Consider the following 18,126-nt stretch of genomic DNA (forward strand, 5'->3'; position numbering starts at 1 on the left):
CGCTCCTACAAGGGCGCGCGCTGCCGTCTCGCGATTGCGCCCTACCCGATCACCCGATCGCGTCCCTCGCGCTTGGCCTGGTACAGGCGCTGGTCGGCCAGGGCCAGCAGTTCGCGGCGGGTCTGCAGCGTCGGGGCCAGGCAGGCGAAGCCGATGCTGGCGGTGCATTGCAGCGCACGGCCGTCGCCATCGAGGACCACGATCGCGGCGACGCGGCGGCGCAGCTCGTCCAGCCGCGCCCGCGCCTGTTCGCGGTCCAGGCCCGGCAAGACCAGCAGGAATTCCTCGCCACCATGGCGCGCGGCGAACGCCTGCTCGCCGAGGCTGGCACGCAACGCTTCGCCGACCCGGCGCAGCACTTCGTCGCCGAGTTCGTGCCCGTGCGTGTCGTTGATCCGCTTGAAGTTGTCGATGTCCAGCAAGGCCACGCACAGCGGCGCCGGCTTGGCCAGCGCGCGCTCCAGCGCCGCGGTCAGGTGCGGGTCGGCGGTGCGCCGGTTCGGCAGGCCGGTCAGCGCGTCATGGCCGGCCTGGTGGGCGAGCTTGCGCACCAGTTCGTCGCGTTCGCGATCGGCCAGCTTCAGCGCCAGGTTCTTCGCGCGCAGCTCGTGGGTGCGCTCGGCGATGATGCGGTTGAGCCGGCGCTGGCGGCGCAGGTAGCGATGGCTGCGGCTGCGGTACCACCACATCAGCAGGCCGCTGCAGGCGATCGCCGCGATCACCACGAACGGGCCGCGCTGCCAGAACGGCGGCACCAGCTCCAGTTGCAGCGAGGTGCGTCCGACCAGCGCGCTGCGCGACCAGTCCATCGCGCTGGTGGTGGCCTGTATCTCCAGGCGATAGCTGCCCGGCGGCAGGTTGGTGTAGACCGCAGTCTCGCTGCTGCCGGCGTCGATCCACTGCCGGTCGAAGCCATGCAGGCGATAGCGGTAGCGCACCTTGTCCGGCGAGCGGAAGCTCAGCCCCGCATAGTCGACGGCGAGCCGACCGACGCTGCCGTGCAAGCGGTAGTCGTGGCGCAGCGGCTGTTCGCGGCCGTCGACCTGCAGCCGCTCGACCACCACCGCCGGCGCGCGCAGCGCATGCCGGCTGGGCAGCGCCGGGTCGATCAGGGCCAGGCCGGCCGAGGTCGGGATCAGCAAGGTGCCGTCGCGGGTCAGCCAGCCGGCCGGCGCACTGCTGCCGTTACCCTGGCTGCCGGGCATGCCGTCGCTGCGGTCGACCGCGTCCACCGCCAGCTGCGTGCGGCGGCCGGCATCGAGTTGCGCGATGCTGTCGCGGGCGATGCGGAACACGCCCTGGTTGCTGGTCGCCCACAGATGGCCGTGGCCGTCGTCGATGATCCGGAACAGCTTGTCGCGCGGCAGTCCGACCCGATGGTCGTAGACCTGGAAGCGGTCGCCGCGCAGCCGCAGCAGGCCGCGGTCGCTGGCGATCCACAGCGAGCCGTCGGCATCGCCCAGGAAATCGAACGCGTTGTGCGCCGGGAACGCGGCGCCGCTCGGCCACGCCCGCAGCGCGCCGCTCGCCGACAGCGAGGCGATGCCGTCGCTGGTGCCGATCCACAGCACCCCGGCACGGTCGCGGTACAGCGCCTGCACCTGCGCCGCCGGCAGCCCGTCGGCCACGGTGTACACGCGGCTGCGGCCGCCGCGGCGATGGATCAGGCCGGCATTGCTGCCGATCCACAGGCCGCCGTCCGCATCCTGCAGCAGCGCGCGCACCATCGTGCGCGGCACGCCGGCCTCGGTCCCGAGGCGCTGCCGGACCGCGCCGTCGGCCGCCAGCAGCAGCACGCCCTGGTCGTAGGTGCCGACCCACATGCCGCCGTCGTTGGCCGGCGCCAGCGCCAGCACCGACGGGTCGCGACCGCCGGTGGCGATGCGCAGCGCGCCGACGCGGCCGCGCTGCCAGCGGTCGAGCCCCGCCGCATGACCGATCCAGATCGCGCCGTCGGCGCTCTGCCGCACCACGCGCACGTAGTCGCCGGAGAGGCCGTCGCGCCGGGTCAGGCCGCCGGCATCGCCCGCGGCGACGCGAAACAGGCCGTCGGTGCTGCCGGCCCAGATCAGGCCTTCGCGGTCTTCGATCAGCGCCGGGCTGACCACGCCGGAGATCGACAGCATCTCCTCGCTGGCGCCGTTGCGCGAACGCCGCAGTAGCTGGCCGCTGGACAGGCTGGTCCACAGCTGGCCCTGGCGATCCTGCAGCGCGGCGTCGACCCGCTGGCCCTGGCGCAACCACTGCAGCGTGCCGTCGGCATGCAGCCAGAACACGCCGGCATCGCCGGCGACCAGCAATCCGCCGTCGCGGTCGTGGCCCAGGCGCCGCACCGGCGCCACGCGCATCGCCGCGGTGCGGCCCCAGCGCTGCGCGCGCGTCGTGGCGGGGTCGAGGCGGAACAGGCCCTGCGCGGTGCCGACCAGCACGCCGCCATCGGCCTGCTGCAGCAGCGCCGCGACCCGCGTCTTCGGCAAACCGGCCGCAGCGCCGACGGCGCTCAGGCGGCCATCGGCCTCGATCCGGTACAACCCGTCCTCGCTGCCGACCCACAGCGCACCGTCGCGGTCGCGCAGCATCGAGACCACCGACAGCCGCCGCGCACGCGCGTCGCCCAGGTGCTCCCAACTGCCCTCGGCATAGCGGAACACGCCGTCGTAGGCGGTGCCGATCAAGACCCCGCCCTCGCGCTCGGGCACGATCACGAACACCCCGGACATCTCCATGCCGGGCGTGTTCTGCCGATCGAAGACGGTGAAGCCGCGGCCATCGAAACGTGCCACGCCCTCCCAGGTGCCGATCCACAGCAGGCCGTCGCGGTCCTGCGCCAGCGCATGCACCAGGTTGTGCGGCAGGCCTTCCTCCATGGTCCAGCGCACCACCGTGGGCCGCTCGGTGATGGCATGTTCGGACAGGGCCAGCGCCGCCTGCTGGGCGCCCGCACCTGCCGCACCTGCCGCACCTGCCGCGCAGCAAGCGCACAGCAGCGCCAGCAGCAGGCAGACGCGCACGCGGCGGCGCAACGCGTGCGCGCCGCCGACAGTCGAATGACGGTGTGCCCCCTGCTCCATTGCCTTCCGATCGCGCCGCGCCAGCGCGCAGCCATCCCCTACCATGCAAGGAATGCAATTTATCACTGCGCGTTCGCCGCCGATGTCAGGACGTTCCCTACGCCGCGGGTGCTGCGGCACGCTGCGTTCAGCATCGTCCAGGCGGCGTGTACATGGCTTTTTCGGGCCAAGGCGGCGCACGAGTCGCACCCGACGGCCTGGCCAGCAGGCACCATGAAGATCGCCGCAGCCAATAGTGCACTACACGGTATAGTATAAATATCGAACCGACTGGTCTAGTATTGCCGCCATGGTCAGTAAACCCTCCGTCGTCCCCTCCCCCAAATCCTCCACCCGTGCCGCCGGCCCGGGGCGGCCCAAGGACATGGGCAAGCGCGCGGCGATCCTGGAAGCGGCCAAGCAGTTGTTCACCGAACTGGGCTTCGGCGGGGTCAGCATGGACGGCATCGCCGCGCGGGCCGGCGTGTCCAAGCTCACCGTCTACAGCCACTACGGCGACAAGGAGACCCTGTTCGCCGAAGCGGTCCGCGCGCAGTGCCAGGCGCTGCTGCCCGACGACCTGTTCGGGCATGCGCGCAAAGGACCGCTGCGCGCGCAGCTGGTGGAAATCGGCCTGGCGTTCTTCGCGATGATCGGCAGCGACGCGGCCATGGCGACCCATCGCATGATGCTCGCGCCCGGCACCGGCGACGAACACGTGCGCGAGATGTTCTGGAATGCCGGTCCCAAACGGACCCAGCAGGACCTGGCGCAGCTGCTGCAGGCGCATGTCGCCGCCGGCGAGCTGGAGATCCCCGACCTGCCCCTGGCCGCCTCGCAGTTCTTCTGCCTGGTCAAGGGCGAACTGCACTCGCTGATGATGTGCGGCCTGTGCCGCGACCCCAGCCAGGCCCGGATCCAGGCCCATGTGCAGGCCAGCGTCGACTTCTTCCTGCGCGCCTATGCGCCGCGCTGAGTCCGCCCCGGCAGGCCGGCCCGGTGACTTCCGGCACTGCGCGCCATGGCCCGCCTGCGGCGATGCTGCAGCATACGCACGGCCTTTGGGCCGGCTAAAATGCGCGACCCACCGCGTTGGATGCCCCAGATGACGATCGACTACTCCCAAGCCCGCGAAAAGATGGTTGAACAGCAGGTGCGTCCCTGGGACGTGCTCGACCTGCGCGTGCTCGACGTGCTGGCGCGGCTGCCGCGCGAGCTGTTCGTGCCGCAGGCGCATCGCGCGGTGGCCTACGCCGATCTGGAGATCCCGCTGGGCCACGGCCAATACATGATGAAGCCGGTGATCGAAGGGCGCATGCTGCAGGCGCTGGACCTGCAGCCGGGCGAGGACGTACTGGAGATCGGCACCGGCAGCGGCTTCGTCAGCGCTTGCCTGGGCGAGCTCGGCCGCGACGTGGTCAGCCTGGAGATCGAGCCGGCCCTGGCCGCCAGTGCGCGCGCCAACCTGGATGCCGCCGCGCTGGGCAGCAACGTGCGCATCGAAACCGCCGACGCGTTCGGCTGGCACAGCGAGCGCCGGTTCGACGTGGTCTGCGTCACCGCCGCCGTCACCGAGATCCCGGCGCAGTTCCTGGCCTGGCTGCGTCCCGGCGGCCGGCTGTTCGCGATCCGCGGCCGCGCTCCGGTCATGGACGCGGTGCTGGTCCACGCCGATGCCGGCGCGCCGCGCGTGGAATCGCTGTTCGAAACCGATTTGGCGTACTACCTGCGCGGTGCCGCGCCGGTCCCCCAGTTCACATTCTGATCCATCCAAGGAAGCCGCAATGATCCGCCGATCCCTCGTCCTGGCGCTGGCCGCCGCGCTGTCTCCGTTGGCCGCCAACGCCACGGACCTGCTGCAAGTCTACGAAATGGCGCGCAACAGCGATCCGCAGCTGGCCACCGCCGAATCGAACCGGCTATACAACAAGGAAGGCGAAGTGCAGGCGCGCGCGGCGCTGCTGCCGCAGTTGAACGGCTCTGCGTCGCTGCAGCGCAGCCACAGCGAGATCGAGCGCGGCACCGGCGAACTGGCCGGCACCGGCAAGAGCCGCAGCTACGCGATCCAGGGCCAGCAGACGCTGGTCAACTTCGCCCAGTTCGCCACCCTGCGCGCGCAGAAGGCCAACAGCCTGGCCGCCGACTACACGCTGGAATCGGCCAACGACGACCTGATCGTGCGCACCTCCGCCGCCTACTTCAACGTGCTGGTGGCGATCGAGTCGCTGGTCGCCGCGGAGACCAACGAAGCCGCCGCCAAGAAGCAGTTCGACTACGCCGACAAGCGCCTGGAAGTGGGCCTGGCGCCGATCACCGACGTGCACGAAGCGCGCGCCGAGTACGACCAGGCGCGCGCCGACACGATCACCGCGCGCAACTCGCTGCAGGACCTGTACCAGGCGCTGACCGAGATCACCGGTCAGCCGGTGCGCGACCTGCGCAGCCTGCCGGAGGACTTCCGCCCGCAGCTGCCGGCCGAGAGCAGCAACATCGACGGCCTGATCGCCTCGGCGCTGGACAAGAACCCCTCGCTGCGCGCCTACCAGTACCAGGTGCAGGCGGCCGAGAACAGCGTCTCCGCCGCGCGCGCCGGCCACCTGCCGACGCTGAACCTGGCGGCCAGCGTCGGCCGCGACGCCAGCTGGGGCGACGGCGTCTCCGGCAGCAACTCGCCGCGCTCGGACAGCAACGTCATCGGCGTGACCCTGAACATTCCGATCTTCGCCGGCGGCGCGACCCAGTCGGCGGTGCGCCAGGCGCTGGCGCAGCGCGACATCGCCCAGGACACGTACGAGCTGCAGAAGCGCGCGCTCGATCGCAACACCCGCAACGCGTACCAGACCGTGGTCGCCGGCATCAGCGAAATCGAGGCGCGGCGCCTGGCGGTGGTCTCGGCGCAGGCCGCGTACGACGCCTCGCAGGTCGGCCTGGAAGTGGGCACGCGCACCGTGCTGGACGTGGTCCAGAACCAGCGCACGCTGTACCAGGCGCAGCTGGCCTATGCGCAGGCGCGCTACAACTTCCTGCAGAACCGCCTGCTGCTGAGCCAGGCGCTGGGCTCGCTGGACGTGGCCGAGGTGCAGTCGATCAACGCGCTGCTGACCCAGAGCGCCGAATCCAAGCTCAACTCCGGCAGCAGCACCCAGTAACGCCGATACCGGCGTCTGTGCGGCACCGCGAACGGCGGGCCTTCGGGTCCGCCGTTTTTGCTTGAGGACCGGCACAGTGGCCAGGGACAATGCCTGGTGGCACCGAGGACTCCGAGCAAGATCCTGGGATGAGGGACTCGCGGGCGCTGATGCCGCGTTTTCGATGAGCGCCTTGGCATCGCGAGCGCTTCATCTTTCTGTCGCGGCTGAAGCCGCTTGTGTCTTACGCAGGTCTATCGTTGAGGTGAGAGCGGAGTGCGGCAGGCCGCTAAGTCGCAGTGCCTCACGAGCACGAGTAGGAGTCAGGGCCGCCGCACTCCGTTTCTCCTGCCAGCAAGCCCGAACAGTTGCCTGAGCCGCGAGCTCGAACCTACAAGCATGGGCATCGGCAGGAGATCTCTCGTCCCTGAGTTTACTGCGGAGAACGCCTATGTCTATGCAGCGCTTTGTCGGGATCGATGTCTCCAAGGCCGAGCTGGTCGTTCACGTCTTGCCGGATGGGCTGACCTGGACTCAGGCCAATACGCCCGAGGGGCACGCCGGCCTGGCCGAACGCCTGGCCTTGCTGGGATGCGAGCGGATCGTGCTGGAGGCCAGCGGTGGCTACGAACGGGCGATAGTGCAGGTGCTGACGCAGGCTGGTCTGCCCGCGGTCCGGCTGCCTGCCCAGCGTCCTCGTGCGCTGGCGCACGCGTTGGGACTCAAGGCCAAGACCGATGCTCTGGATGCGCGGTTGCTGGCTGTGGCGGCCCAGTGCATCCACGCTCAGCCCACCGCGGTGCTCCCTGCGCCGCTGCAGGCGCTGCGCGAACTGCTCCACCTGCGCAGCACCCTGGTCGCCCAGCGCGATGCGCAGCGCCGCTGCATGGAGCACGTGACCTGCAAGGCGGTGCGCGACCAATGGCTCGAGGTGATCGCGCTGCTGCAGCAGCGCATCTGTAACGTGTCCCGGCAGATCGCACAGGCGGGGGCTGCCTGCTCCAGCCTGCCCAAATTGCCTGGGCTTGGCCCGATCCTGCGCGCCACCCTGGCAGCCCGGCTCCCCGAGCTGGGCACCGTGCATCCGCGCAAGATCATCGCCTTGGTCGGGCTGGCGCCGTTCAATCGCGATAGCGGCCGCTGGCGCGGCCAACGCCGCATCCAGGGCGGACGCGCCGACGTGCGACGAGTGCTGTACATGGCCACGTGGGCCTCCATCCGCACCGGCTCCCCGCTGTCACACACCTACGCCCGCCTGACCGCCGCAGGCAAACCCGCCAAGGTCGCCATTGTCGCGTGCATGCACAAGTACCTGCGATGGCTCAATGCCATTGCCCGAGACCAGGCGCCTTACGCTCCTCCGGAGATCGCTTCTGCATGACAGTTGACTCCTACAGTGGCAGCACCGCATTTTTGTAGGAGCGGCTTCAGCCGCGACAGAAAAGGCGCGCGCCAGTGATGCCCTATCGCGCAGATTCCGGCCGCGAGATTCTCGAGGTTCCTTTCAGCCCCGACGGGCTTTACCGGCAACGCATGTCGCGACCGGAGCCGCTCCCACGACACGTCTGCGGCCGCAACGCCCAGGACGCAACGCCTATTCGCCCGGAGGCAGATCGGGCGCCACCGGCGGCAGATCGTGCGCGATCAGTTGCAGCGCACGCTGCAGCGCGCCGCGGCCATTGGCGACCAGCGCGCACCCGGCCTCGGCCATGCGCGCGCGCGCGGCGGCATCGCCCAGCAAATCGCGCAGCGCCGCGCACACCGCCGCGGCGTCCTCGCAGATTGCGACCGCGCCGGCCTCGCGCATGCGCCGCGAGATGTCGGCGAAATTGTGCAGGTGCGGCCCGGTCACCGACGGCGTGCCGACCGCGGCCGGCTCCAGCAGATTGTGCCCGCCGATCGGCTGCAGGCTGCCGCCGACGAAAGCGACCTGGGCGCAGGCATAGAACGCCATCAGTTCGCCCAGCGTATCGATCACGAACACGTCGTCCTCGGCGCCGGGCCACTGCTGCTGGCGGCGCGTGGCCACGCGCCAGCCCTGGTCGCGCGCCAGCGCCTCGACCTTGGCGAAACGTTCGGGATGGCGCGGCGCCCACAGCAGCAGCAGGTCCGGCCACTGCCGGCGCAGTTGCCGGTGCAGCTCGATCACCGCCGCCTCCTCGCCCTCGTGGGTGCTGGCGGCGATCCACACCGGCCGCGTCGGCGCCACGCGTTCGCCGAACGCGGCGACGAACTCCGGCAAGTGCTCGGGCACGGCGATATCGAATTTCAGGTTGCCCAGCGCGCGCACCTGCTGCGGGCGCGCGCCGAGCTCGATGAAGCGTTCGGCATCCGCCTGCGACTGCGCCGCCACGCAGGTGACGGTGCGCAGCGCGCGCCCGATCAACGGCCGCAGCAGGCGGTAGCCGCGCAGCGAGCGCGCCGACAGCCGCGCGTTGAGCACATACACTGGGATGTCGCGATCACGGCAGCCGAACAGCATGTTCGGCCACAGTTCGGTTTCCAGGATCAACGCCAGACTCGGGCGGAAGTGCTGCAGGAAACGGCCCACGCTGCCGGGCACGTCGTACGGCAGGTAGACGTGGTCCAGCGCATCGCCCCACAGCGCGCGCACCCGCTCGGACCCGGTCGGGGTGATGGTGGTGATCACCCAGCGGATGTCCGGGCGCAGCACGCGCAGCGCGTTGACCACCGGCGCGGCGACGTTGACCTCGCCCACCGACACCGCGTGCAGCCACACCCGCGGCCGCCCGCGCGCCTGCGGATACGAGGCGTAGCGCTCGTCCCAGCGCTGGAAGTACTGGCGCACGCGGAAACCGCGCCAGACCAGGTGATAGACGGTGACCGGCAGCAGCATGTACAGCACGGCCGAATACAGGCCGCGCAGCAGCCGCTCGATGAAATCGTTGCGCATCGCGGAAGCATAGCGGGTTGCGCCGCGCAGGCGGCAGACGATCGCGACCGCCATCCCGGCACGCGCCATCGCGACGCGGCGCCGACGCCGCGTTGCCCGCTCCCGGCTAAACTTGGCGCATGTCCGACCCATCCCCCGCCCTTCCGGCCGCCGCCACCACCGCCGCACCGCCGCCGCGTTCGCCGCGGCACTGGCCGACCTGGTTGCTGCTCGGCATCGCCGTGGCCCTGGCCCGGCTGCCCTGGTTGCTGCAGCGCGCGCTCGGCCGCGGCGTCGGCTGGATCGCGCTGCGCCTGGCCGGCACCCGCCGCCACGCCGCCGAAGTGAACCTGAAACTGTGCTTCCCCGAGCAGAGCGAGGCCTGGCGCACGCGCCTGCTGCACGACAGCTTCGATGCGCTGGGCGTGGGCGTGTTCGAGTTCGCCCGCGCCTGGTGGGGCAGCATCGCCCCGATCCGCCGCCGCACCCGCATCGAAGGCCTGGAGCACCTGCGCGCGCTGCAGGCGCAGGGCCGCGGCGTGCTACTGGTGTCGGGCCATTTCATGACCCTGGAGATGTGCGGGCGTCTGCTGTGCCAGTACGTGCCGCTGGCCGGCATGTACCGCCGCCACCGCAATCCGGTGTTCGAATGGGCGGTCAAGCGCGGCCGCCTGCGCTACGCCATCGCCATGTTCGCCAACGAAGACCTGCGCGGCAGCGTGCGCCACCTCAAGCGCGGCGGCTTCCTGTGGTACGCGCCGGACCAGGACATGCGCGGCAAGGACACCGTGTTCGTGCCGTTCTTCGGCATGCCCGCCTCCACCATCACCGCCACCCACCAGTTGGCGCGGCTGACCGGCTGCGCGGTGGTGCCGTATTTCCACCGCCGCGAAGGCGCCGACTACGTGCTGCGCATCGCCCCGCCGCTGGAAGATTTTCCGTCGCAGGACATGGTCGCCGACACCGCGCGGGTCAATGCCGCGATCGAGGCCATGGTGCGCGAGGCGCCGGCGCAATACCTGTGGATCCACCGCCGCTTCAAGCGCCAGCCCGGCGGCCGCAGTACGTTCTACGCGCGCGATTGAGCAGTGTGCGCGTTGCGCCGATCGCGCTGCGGATGTTCAGTCAGTAGGACTGGTTGGGTGCAGGCGCAGCCTGCACTCGAAGACCGCGAGACGCAGCCTTAGCCCCTCTCCCACCGGGAGAGGGGTTGGGGTGAGGGTCCGGCGCGAAGCGGCTCGCTGATCTGGGTTCCCGAGGCTTTGCCCGTACCCTCATCCGGCCCTTCGGGCCACCTTCTCCCGGTGGGAGAAGGGAACAGCCTAGCCCCTCTCCCACCGGGAGAGGGTTGGGGTGGGGGTACGGCGCGAAGCGATCAGCCCGCCGCACGCGAACCAGCCCCCGCAGCGCCGTCGGCGTCGTCCTCCGCCGCCAGCAGCGCGCCGACATACAGCCCCACCAGCATCAGCGCCAGCGAGCCCCAGAACGACGAATAGAACGCCAGGTGGGTGTTGAACGGGAACACGGTCGCCAGCAGCGCCAGCATCGCCGGCCGCGCCCGTTCGCGCGCCTGCGGCGAGGCGTAGCGCCACGCGCGCCAGGCCTGCGCGGCGCCGGCCAGCCACAGCAGCAAGCCGATCGCGCCGGTCTCGCTGAGCACCTCGAGCACGATCTGGTGGGCGTGGAAGGCCGGCTCGCGGCCCCAGGCGCCCCCATGCGCAGGATCCGGGTCGCAGGCGACATAGGCTTCGCGGAACCCGCGCACGCCCACGCCGTTGAGCGGATGCTGGCGGATCATGCACCAGGAGGCGCTCCAGATCTGCGTGCGCCCGGCCAGCGCCGCGTCCAGATCGGCCGGACGCCCGCTCAGCGCCAGCGTGGTGCGGGCGAAGCGCTCGCGCACCTGCGGCGAAACCGCGCCGAGCACGCCGGCGACCAGCACCGCGGCCACGCCCAGCGCCAGCAGCCGGCGCATGCCCAGCAGGCGCCAGCCCGACAGCAGCAGCACCAGCGCGTAGGTGATCCACGAGGCGCGCGACCCGGCCAGCACCAGCACCACGCCCACCGCCGCGGCGGCGCACAGCCAGCCCCAGGCGCCGCCGCGGCGCCCGGCCAGGAACAGCAGGAACGGCGACAGGCTGGCCAGCACCTGCCCGAACTTGAGGTTGCACGGCCCGAACACCCCGCTGAGACGGTCGGCCAGCGCGATCTCCTGCGGCGTGCACAGGCCATGGTGGCTGATCGCCCACTTCAGCTGGTCCATCGACCAGAACAGCGGACTGCTGCCGCACAGCGCCTGCGCCAGTGCATCGGCGGTCCAGATCGCGGCGATGATCGCCAGGCCGTTGAAGGTGGTGCGGCGGCCGCGCGGCGTCGCCACCGCCATCGCCACCAGCCACAGGAACGGCAGGAAGCGCAGGTCCACCGCCGATTCGCGCAGCGCCAGCGGCACGTCCACCGCGTCCAGCGCCGACAGCGGCTGCGGCAGCCAGTAGCTCAGGAACAGCAGCGTGGTCAGCGCCCACGCCGGGCCACTGAGCAGGCTGGCGCCGCCGCGGAAACGGCTGTGCAGCAGCCGCGCCAGGGTGACCAGCGCGCCCAGCGCCAGCACCCCCGCGGCCAGGCCCGGCGCCGGCCACAACGCCACGAACGCCAGTACCCACACCGGCGCCCAGCGCTCGTTGCGCGCCGGGGTCAGCGGCGCGAGCAGGGAGGAATCAGTCGTGGAGTTCGTCATACACGGCCAGGGTCGCGCGCTGCATGGCCTGCAGCGTGTAGGGAATCTGCGCCGGCGGCGCCGGCGGATGCGCCAGCAGGCGCGCCGCGGCGGCGTGCAGCGCCACCGGATCGAAGGCCGGTACCGCGCCCTCGGGCTGCAGCTGCGCCAGCAGTTCGCCGGCGCCGCCGTGCGCCCAGCCCAGCACCGGCCGCCCCACCGCCAGCGCCTCGACCACGGTGCGGCCGAACGCTTCCGGCTTGCGCGACAGCTGCAGCACCAGGTCGCTGGCGGCATAGGCCTCGGCGATGCGCGCGGTCGGCGCGGTGAACGCGACCGCCTCGGCGATGCCCAGCGCGGCGGCCTGCGCTTCCAGCTCCTGCATGTAGGCCGCGCGCCCGGCCTCGCGCGCGCCGGGCAGCCACAGCCGCGCGTCGCTGCCGTCGGCGCGCACTGCCGCGAGCAGGCGCAGCGCGTCGGCATGGCCCTTGAGGCGGGTGCCGCGGCCGGGCAACAACAGCAACGGGCCGTGGCCGGCCGTGGCCGGTGCCTGGGTCGCGGCCCAGGCGCGCGCCGCAGGATCGGGCTGCGCACGGCGCGGGAACTGCGCCGGGTCGATGCCGCGCGGAATCACCCGCAGCCGCGCCGGGTCGGTCTGCGGGTAATGGCGCAGCACGTAGTCGCGCACCGTGGCGGATACGCAGATCACCCGCTCGCCGCGGGCCATGATCGCGCTGTAGCGGCTCGGCGAATTGAGCCCGTGCACGGTGGTGACGAAGCGCGGCCGCTGCGCCGCCGGGAGGCCGCGCAGCGCGTGCCAGCCCAGCCAGGCCGGCAGCCGCGAGCGCGCGTGCACGATGTCCGCCCGCTCGCGCGCGAACAGGCGGCGCAGCGCCGGCACGTGGCGCAGGCTCAGCAACGATTTGCGGCCGATGTCCAGGGCGACGTGCTCGGCGCCGGTCGCGGCCAGCGCCGGCAGCAGGCGGCCGCCAGCCGACACCACCAGTGCGCGGTGCCCGGCCGCGACCAGCGCCGCGGCGATTTCCAGGGTGGAGCGTTCGACGCCGCCGGATTCGAGCGCCGGCAGCAGCTGCACCACGGTCAGGCGGTGCATCGCGCCGGCGGTCAGTCGACCAGCACGAAGACCGCGCCGCAGTAGGGGCACTGGGCTTCGTTGCCCGGCTCGTCCTCGACCGGCAGGTAGACCCGCGGGTGCGAGTTCCACAGCGCCATCTCCGGCGTCGGGCAGCTCAGCGGCAGCTCGGCGCGGTGCACGGTGTAGCGCTTCTCTGCATTGGCGGGCGCGGTGGCGGTATGGCTCATGGCGGTAGGCACGGCGGGAGGGGACAGCGAATTCTAGCAGCCCGTCCCGCGCGCGCGCCGGGGCGGGCGGCGCGCGCGCATGCGCCGCCCGCCATGACCTGGACGTGTCCTTGCGTAGCGGCTTGATGCCAAGCGATGACATCCACTATGCTCGGCGGTACGCGGCGCAAACCTGCCGCTCCGAGGTGTCCCGTGGATATAGGTGTGCGATTGATGCAGGCGCGGCGCAATGCCGGTTTCACGCTGCGCGAGCTGGCGGCCTTGCTTGGTGTGGCGCATAGCACCCTGGGTCACTGGGAGAACAATCGTTCGGTTCCCAATGCCCGGCATTTGCTGAAGATTGCCGAACTTACCGGCGTCGATGCCTACGTGCTGCTGACCGGCAAGCCGTCCAAGCTGAACCAGGGCGACCACGAAAGCCTGCCGCTGCCAGCCGGCAAGCGCCTGGCCTGAGAACCCTCGCGGCGCCGCTGGCGCCGCGTGCGATCCTGCGCAGCCGCGCGGCGGATGCCGCCATGGCGTCAAGCCTGCGCCCGCCGAGAGCGGCTCATCCCGCCTCGGACTCTAAATCGTTCATGCGACGCACGCCGACGGCGTGTGCGCGGGAGACGTCTGTGCGGCGTCCCGACGCCACGGCCCATCGGCCATCGATCACGCCGGGGTTCGAGCCGCAGTTAATTCTATCGGTCAGTTCCTGACGTCTGCGCGAGGCAGCCCACTCCCGTTCGCTAGCAAGCCCGATCACCACGTTGTGGCGCGACGGGCTGGCCCGATGCGATGGCATCCGGACACGCGCCGCAGAGAGACACCGCACGCCCCGCTCGGCATGCAGTGCCGACAGCAAAACGCGCAGCCACCACGGCTGCGCGCGCATGTACATCGAACGCCCGAAGCCAGCGCTTACGGTGCGCTCTTCTCCGCTTCCAGCTGCTTGCGGATCTGCGCATCGACCGCGGCGATCGCGGTCATGTTCATCACCCGCCGCGAGGTGGCGCTGGTGGTGAGGATGTGCACCGGCTTGGAGATGCCCATCAGGATCGGGCCGATCGCCACGCCGTCGGTGAACACGCGCACCAGGTTGTAGGCGATGTTGGCCGCTTCCAGGTTCGGCAGCACGAACAGGTTGGCGCGGCCCTTCAGCGTGCTGTTGGGCATGATCTGCTTGCGCAGCGCCTCGTCCCAGGCGGTGTCGCCCTGCATCTCGCCGTCGATGTTGAGTTCGGGCTTGCGCTTGAGCAGCGCCTCGCGTACCTGGCGCATCTTCAGCGCGTCGCGCGAGTCGTGGCTGCCGAAGTTGGAGTGCGACAGCAGCGCGATGTTCGGCTCGATGCCGAACAGCTTCAGCCGGTACGCGGCCTGCAGCGTGGCCTCGACGATCTGCTCCACGCTCGGATCTTCCTGCACGTGCGTGTCCAGGAAGAAGAACGCGCCCTGCTGGTTGATCACCCCGGTCATCGCCGAGGTCGAACTGACCCGCGGCTCCAGCGGGATCACACTGCGCGCGTAGCCGAGCTTCTTGTGGAAACGGCCGACCACGCCGGTCAGCAGCGCATCGGCTTCGCCGCGCGCGACCATCACCGCGGCAATCAGCGTCGGCCGCGAGCGCATCAGTTCCTTGGCCGCGGTGACGGTGACGCCGCGGCGCTCGGTCAGCGCGTGGTAGTACTGCCAGTAGTCGTTGAAGCGCGGATCGTCGTGGATGTTGGTGATCTCGAAGTCCACGCCGGCGGTGATGCGCAGGCCCAGCCGCTCGATGCGCGCCTCGATCACGTCCGGGCGGCCGATCAGGATCGGGAACGCCAGGCCTTCGTCGATCACGCTCTGCACCGCGCGCAGCACCACTTCCTCTTCGCCCTCGGCGTAGACCACGCGCTGCTTGTCGGCGCGGGCGCGGTCGTACACCGGCTTCATCATCAGGCTGGTGCGGTAGACGAACTGGCTGAGCGTGTCGCGGTAGGCGGCCATGTCGGCGATCGGGCGCGTGGCCACGCCCGAATCCATCGCCGCCTGCGCCACCGCCGAGGACAGCTCGACCAGCAGGCGCGGATCCAGCGGCCGCGGGATCAGGTAGTCGGGACCGAAGCTCGGGGTCTCGCCGCCGTAGGCCGCGCCCAGGTCGGAGGCCTCGCGCCGCGCCATCGCCGCGATCGCCTTGACGCAGGCGATCTTCATCGCCTCGTTGATGCCGGTGGCGCCGACGTCGAGCGCGCCGCGGAACAGGTACGGAAAACACAGCACGTTGTTGATCTGGTTCGGGTAGTCCGAACGGCCGGTGCCGATGATCGCGTCCGGGCGCACCGCCTTGGCCGCCTCCGGGGTGATTTCCGGATTCGGATTGGCCAGGGCGAAGATCACCGGCTGCGGCGCCATCGTCGCCACCATCTCCGGCTTGAGGATGCCGGCGGCCGACAGGCCCAGGAAGATGTCCGCGCCCTCGACGATCTCGGCCAGGGTGCGCTTGTCGGTGTCGCGCGCGTAGCGCAGCTTGTCCGGGTCCAGGTCGGTGCGGCCGGTGTGGATCACGCCGTCGCGGTCCAGCGCCAGGATGTTCTCCGGCTTCAGCCCCAGCGACACCAGCATGTTGACGCAGGAGATGCCGGCCGCGCCCATGCCGGTGGTGGCGAGCTTGACGTCCTCGATCTTCTTGCCAGTCACCACCAGCGCGTTGAGCACCGCCGCGCCGACGATGATCGCGGTGCCGTGCTGGTCGTCGTGGAACACCGGGATGTTCATCCGCTCGCGCAGCTTGCGCTCGACCACGAAGCACTCGGGCGCCTTGATGTCTTCCAGGTTGATGCCGCCGAAGGTCGGCTCCAGACTGGCGATGATGTCGACCAGCTTGTCCGGGTCGTTCTCGTCGATCTCGATGTCGAACACGTCGATGCCGGCGAACTTCTGGAACAGCACGCCCTTGCCTTCCATCACCGGCTTGGACGCCAGCGGGCCGATGTTGCCCAGGCCCAGCACCGCGGTGCCGTTGCTGATCACCGCGACCAGGTTGCCGCGCGCGGTCAGCGCGCTGGCCTGCTGCGGATCGGCGACGATCGCCTCGCAGGCGAACGCCACGCCCGGCGAATAGGCCAGCGACAGGTCGCGCTGGGTCAGCATTGGCTTGGTCGCCGACACCTTGATCTTGCCCGGCGGCTGCTGGCGGTGATAGTCGAGGGCGGCCTGTTTGAAATCGTCGTTTGACATCGAGGCTTCTGTAGTCGAGAGGCGCGAGGACCCAGGATTCTACTCCCTGGGCCATGGCCAAGCCTGTCTTGCGGCTGTCGCCGCGCAGGCCGGGGGCCGGAAACACGACGCGCCGGCAAGGCCGGCGCGCGCGCAGGGTGATGAAACTCAGCGGATCGCGGCAGGCTCGGCCACGACCGCCGGCAGCGCGTCTTCGCCGCCGTCCAGGGCAATGCGCAGGCGATCGCGATCCAGCGCGTTCTCCCAGCGCGAGACCACCACGGTGGCGACCGCGTTGCCGATGAAGTTGGTCAGCGAGCGGCATTCGCTCATGAAGCGGTCCACGCCCAGGATCAGCGCCATGCCCGCCACCGGCACTTCCGGCACCACCGCCAGCGTCGCCGCCAGGGTGATGAAGCCGGCGCCGGTGACGCCCGCGGCGCCCTTGGAGCTGAGCATCGCCACCAGCAGCAGCGCGATCTGGTGGCCCAGGGTCAGCTCGGTGTTGGTCGCCTGGGCGATGAACAGCGCGGCCAGGGTCATGTAGATGTTGGTGCCGTCCAGGTTGAACGAATAGCCGGTGGGCACCACCAGCCCGACCACCGACTTCTCGCAGCCGGCCTTCTCCATCTTCTCCATCAGCGACGGCAGCGCCGATTCGGACGAGGACGTGCCCAGCACCAGCAGCAGTTCCGCCTTCAGGTAGCGGATCAGCTTGAAGATCGAGAAGCCGCACAGGCGCGCCACCGCGCCCAGGATCACCAGCACGAACAGCAGCGCGGTCACGTAAAACGAGCCCACCAGCCAGGCCAGGTTGATCAGCGACTCCACCCCGTACTTGCCGATGGTGAAGGCGATCGCGCCGAACGCGCCGAGCGGTGCGGCGCGCATCAGGATGTGCACCAGCTTGAACACCGGCGCGACCAGCGCCTCCAGCAGGTTCAGCACCGGCCTGCCGCGCTCGCCGACCAGCGCCAGCGACACGCCGAACAGCACCGCCACGAACAGCACCTGCAGGATGTTGTCGCCGACGAACGGGCTGAGCAGCGTCTTCGGGATGATGTCCATCAGGAAGCCGACCAGGGTCAGTTCGTGCGACTTCTCCACGTAGCTGTGCACCGCGCTCTGGTCCAGGTCGGCCGCATTGATGTTCATGCCGGCGCCGGGCTGCACCACGTGCGCGACGATCATGCCGACCACCAGCGCCAGCGTGGAGAAGAACAGGAAATACACCATCGCCTTGACGAAGACGCGGCCCACCGTCTTCAGGTGGGTCATGCCGGCGATGCCGGTGACGATGGTCAGGAAGATGACCGGCGCGATGATCATCTTCACCAGCTTGATGAAGGCGTCGCCCAGCGGCTTGAGCTTCTCGGCGAAGGCCGGCTCGAAGTGGCCGAGCAGCGCGCCGAGCACGATGGCGACCACCACCTGGAAATACAGCTGCCGGTAGAACGGCACATGCCGATGCACGAGGCCGTCGGCCGGGGAAGTTGGGATATGCATGCAGAGCGCTCCGGAACGGGACGGACCGGGGACCCGACGCAGGTCCCGGAATGCTGCCTTTGTACGCGGCACCGGCTTCTAAGCAGATAACCTATTGGTACTAGTCCCCTGTTCGCGGCGCCGCCGGCGCAGTTACAGTGTCCCGGCACGCTCACGGGAGGGAGATGCGACACGCAACGCCGGCGCCGGGCCGCGCCCCGCCGATGCTGCGTCGCGCACCGATCTGCCGCCGGCGCTGCCGGTGTCGCATGCGTATTCAGGGGCGATGCGCCGTCGCAGGATCGCAACATCGCTGTAAAGAACCGCCGGATGCGTCCGCTATTGCATGCGGGCGGC

Annotated in this window: 13 protein-coding genes; 6 read left to right on the top strand and 7 right to left on the bottom strand. The window is 70.4% G+C overall.

Going from position 1 to position 18,126, the window contains the following annotated elements; translation table 11 throughout:
* Positions 1–41 precede the first annotated feature (41 nt).
* Positions 42–3,011 carry a ligand-binding sensor domain-containing diguanylate cyclase gene (locus NUG20_RS17310; RefSeq protein ID WP_263395661.1) on the bottom strand — a complete coding sequence of 990 codons (2,970 nt, stop codon included), beginning with the start codon at positions 3,009–3,011 and terminating at the stop codon, positions 42–44.
* A gap of 349 nt (positions 3,012–3,360) precedes the next feature.
* Between NUG20_RS17310 and NUG20_RS17315 the strand changes: the two genes are divergently transcribed.
* The 4 genes from NUG20_RS17315 (at position 3,361) to NUG20_RS17330 (ending at position 7,559) form a co-directional block, all read left to right on the top strand.
* A complete protein-coding gene (locus NUG20_RS17315; RefSeq protein WP_263395662.1) occupies positions 3,361–4,026 on the top strand; it encodes a TetR/AcrR family transcriptional regulator in 666 nt (221 codons plus the stop codon).
* Positions 4,027–4,155: 129 nt separating this feature from the next.
* On the top strand, positions 4,156–4,815 hold the full coding sequence (locus NUG20_RS17320) for a protein-L-isoaspartate O-methyltransferase family protein (RefSeq protein ID WP_263395663.1): 660 nt from the start codon (positions 4,156–4,158) through the stop codon (positions 4,813–4,815).
* Between the two features lie 19 nt (positions 4,816–4,834).
* Entirely contained in the window at positions 4,835–6,199 is a 1,365-nt protein-coding gene (locus NUG20_RS17325; RefSeq protein ID WP_263395664.1) for a TolC family outer membrane protein, read from the top strand.
* A gap of 436 nt (positions 6,200–6,635) precedes the next feature.
* On the top strand, positions 6,636–7,559 hold the full coding sequence (locus tag NUG20_RS17330) for an IS110 family transposase (protein ID WP_263395115.1): 924 nt from the start codon (positions 6,636–6,638) through the stop codon (positions 7,557–7,559).
* 213 nt (positions 7,560–7,772) lie between these two features.
* On the opposite strand, the gene waaA is transcribed toward NUG20_RS17330, so the two are convergent.
* Positions 7,773–9,092 (bottom strand): lipid IV(A) 3-deoxy-D-manno-octulosonic acid transferase, encoded by a 1,320-nt coding sequence (waaA, locus tag NUG20_RS17335; protein ID WP_263395665.1) that lies wholly within the window; start codon positions 9,090–9,092, stop codon positions 7,773–7,775.
* 119 nt (positions 9,093–9,211) lie between these two features.
* Here waaA and NUG20_RS17340 point away from each other — a divergent pair, with 119 nt between their 5' ends.
* Complete coding sequence (locus NUG20_RS17340; protein WP_263395666.1) at positions 9,212–10,156, top strand: LpxL/LpxP family Kdo(2)-lipid IV(A) lauroyl/palmitoleoyl acyltransferase; 945 nt, start codon at positions 9,212–9,214, stop codon at positions 10,154–10,156.
* Between the two features lie 290 nt (positions 10,157–10,446).
* Here the strand turns inward: NUG20_RS17340 and NUG20_RS17345 are convergent, their stop codons facing one another.
* From NUG20_RS17345 to NUG20_RS17355, 3 genes are read right to left on the bottom strand one after another with little or no spacing between them, the layout of a single operon-like run.
* Positions 10,447–11,808: an O-antigen ligase family protein gene (locus NUG20_RS17345; RefSeq protein ID WP_263395667.1), complete on the bottom strand. Its 1,362-nt coding sequence runs from the start codon at positions 11,806–11,808 to the stop codon at positions 10,447–10,449.
* Positions 11,789–12,901, bottom strand: a complete 1,113-nt coding sequence (locus NUG20_RS17350; protein WP_263395668.1) for a glycosyltransferase — start codon at positions 12,899–12,901, stop codon at positions 11,789–11,791. The genes NUG20_RS17345 and NUG20_RS17350 overlap by 20 nt, the downstream gene beginning before the upstream one ends.
* An 11-nt stretch (positions 12,902–12,912) precedes the next feature.
* A complete protein-coding gene (locus NUG20_RS17355) occupies positions 12,913–13,110 on the bottom strand; it encodes a zinc-finger domain-containing protein (protein WP_263395669.1) in 198 nt (65 codons plus the stop codon).
* A 192-nt stretch (positions 13,111–13,302) separates the two neighbouring features.
* Here NUG20_RS17355 and NUG20_RS17360 point away from each other — a divergent pair, with 192 nt between their 5' ends.
* Positions 13,303–13,563 carry a helix-turn-helix domain-containing protein gene (locus tag NUG20_RS17360; RefSeq protein ID WP_263398520.1) on the top strand — a complete coding sequence of 87 codons (261 nt, stop codon included), beginning with the start codon at positions 13,303–13,305 and terminating at the stop codon, positions 13,561–13,563.
* Between the two features lie 447 nt (positions 13,564–14,010).
* Here the strand turns inward: NUG20_RS17360 and NUG20_RS17365 are convergent, their stop codons facing one another.
* Together NUG20_RS17365 and NUG20_RS17370 are read right to left on the bottom strand one after the other, a co-directional pair.
* Complete coding sequence (locus tag NUG20_RS17365) at positions 14,011–16,305, bottom strand: NADP-dependent malic enzyme (RefSeq protein WP_263395670.1); 2,295 nt, start codon at positions 16,303–16,305, stop codon at positions 14,011–14,013.
* 147 nt (positions 16,306–16,452) lie between these two features.
* Positions 16,453–17,790: a dicarboxylate/amino acid:cation symporter gene (locus NUG20_RS17370; protein WP_263395671.1), complete on the bottom strand. Its 1,338-nt coding sequence runs from the start codon at positions 17,788–17,790 to the stop codon at positions 16,453–16,455.
* Positions 17,791–18,126 lie beyond the last annotated feature (336 nt).

Origin of the sequence: Xanthomonas sp. CFBP 8443, from assembly GCF_025666195.1 — a bacterium.
In the GTDB taxonomy this organism is placed as follows: domain Bacteria; phylum Pseudomonadota; class Gammaproteobacteria; order Xanthomonadales; family Xanthomonadaceae; genus Xanthomonas_A.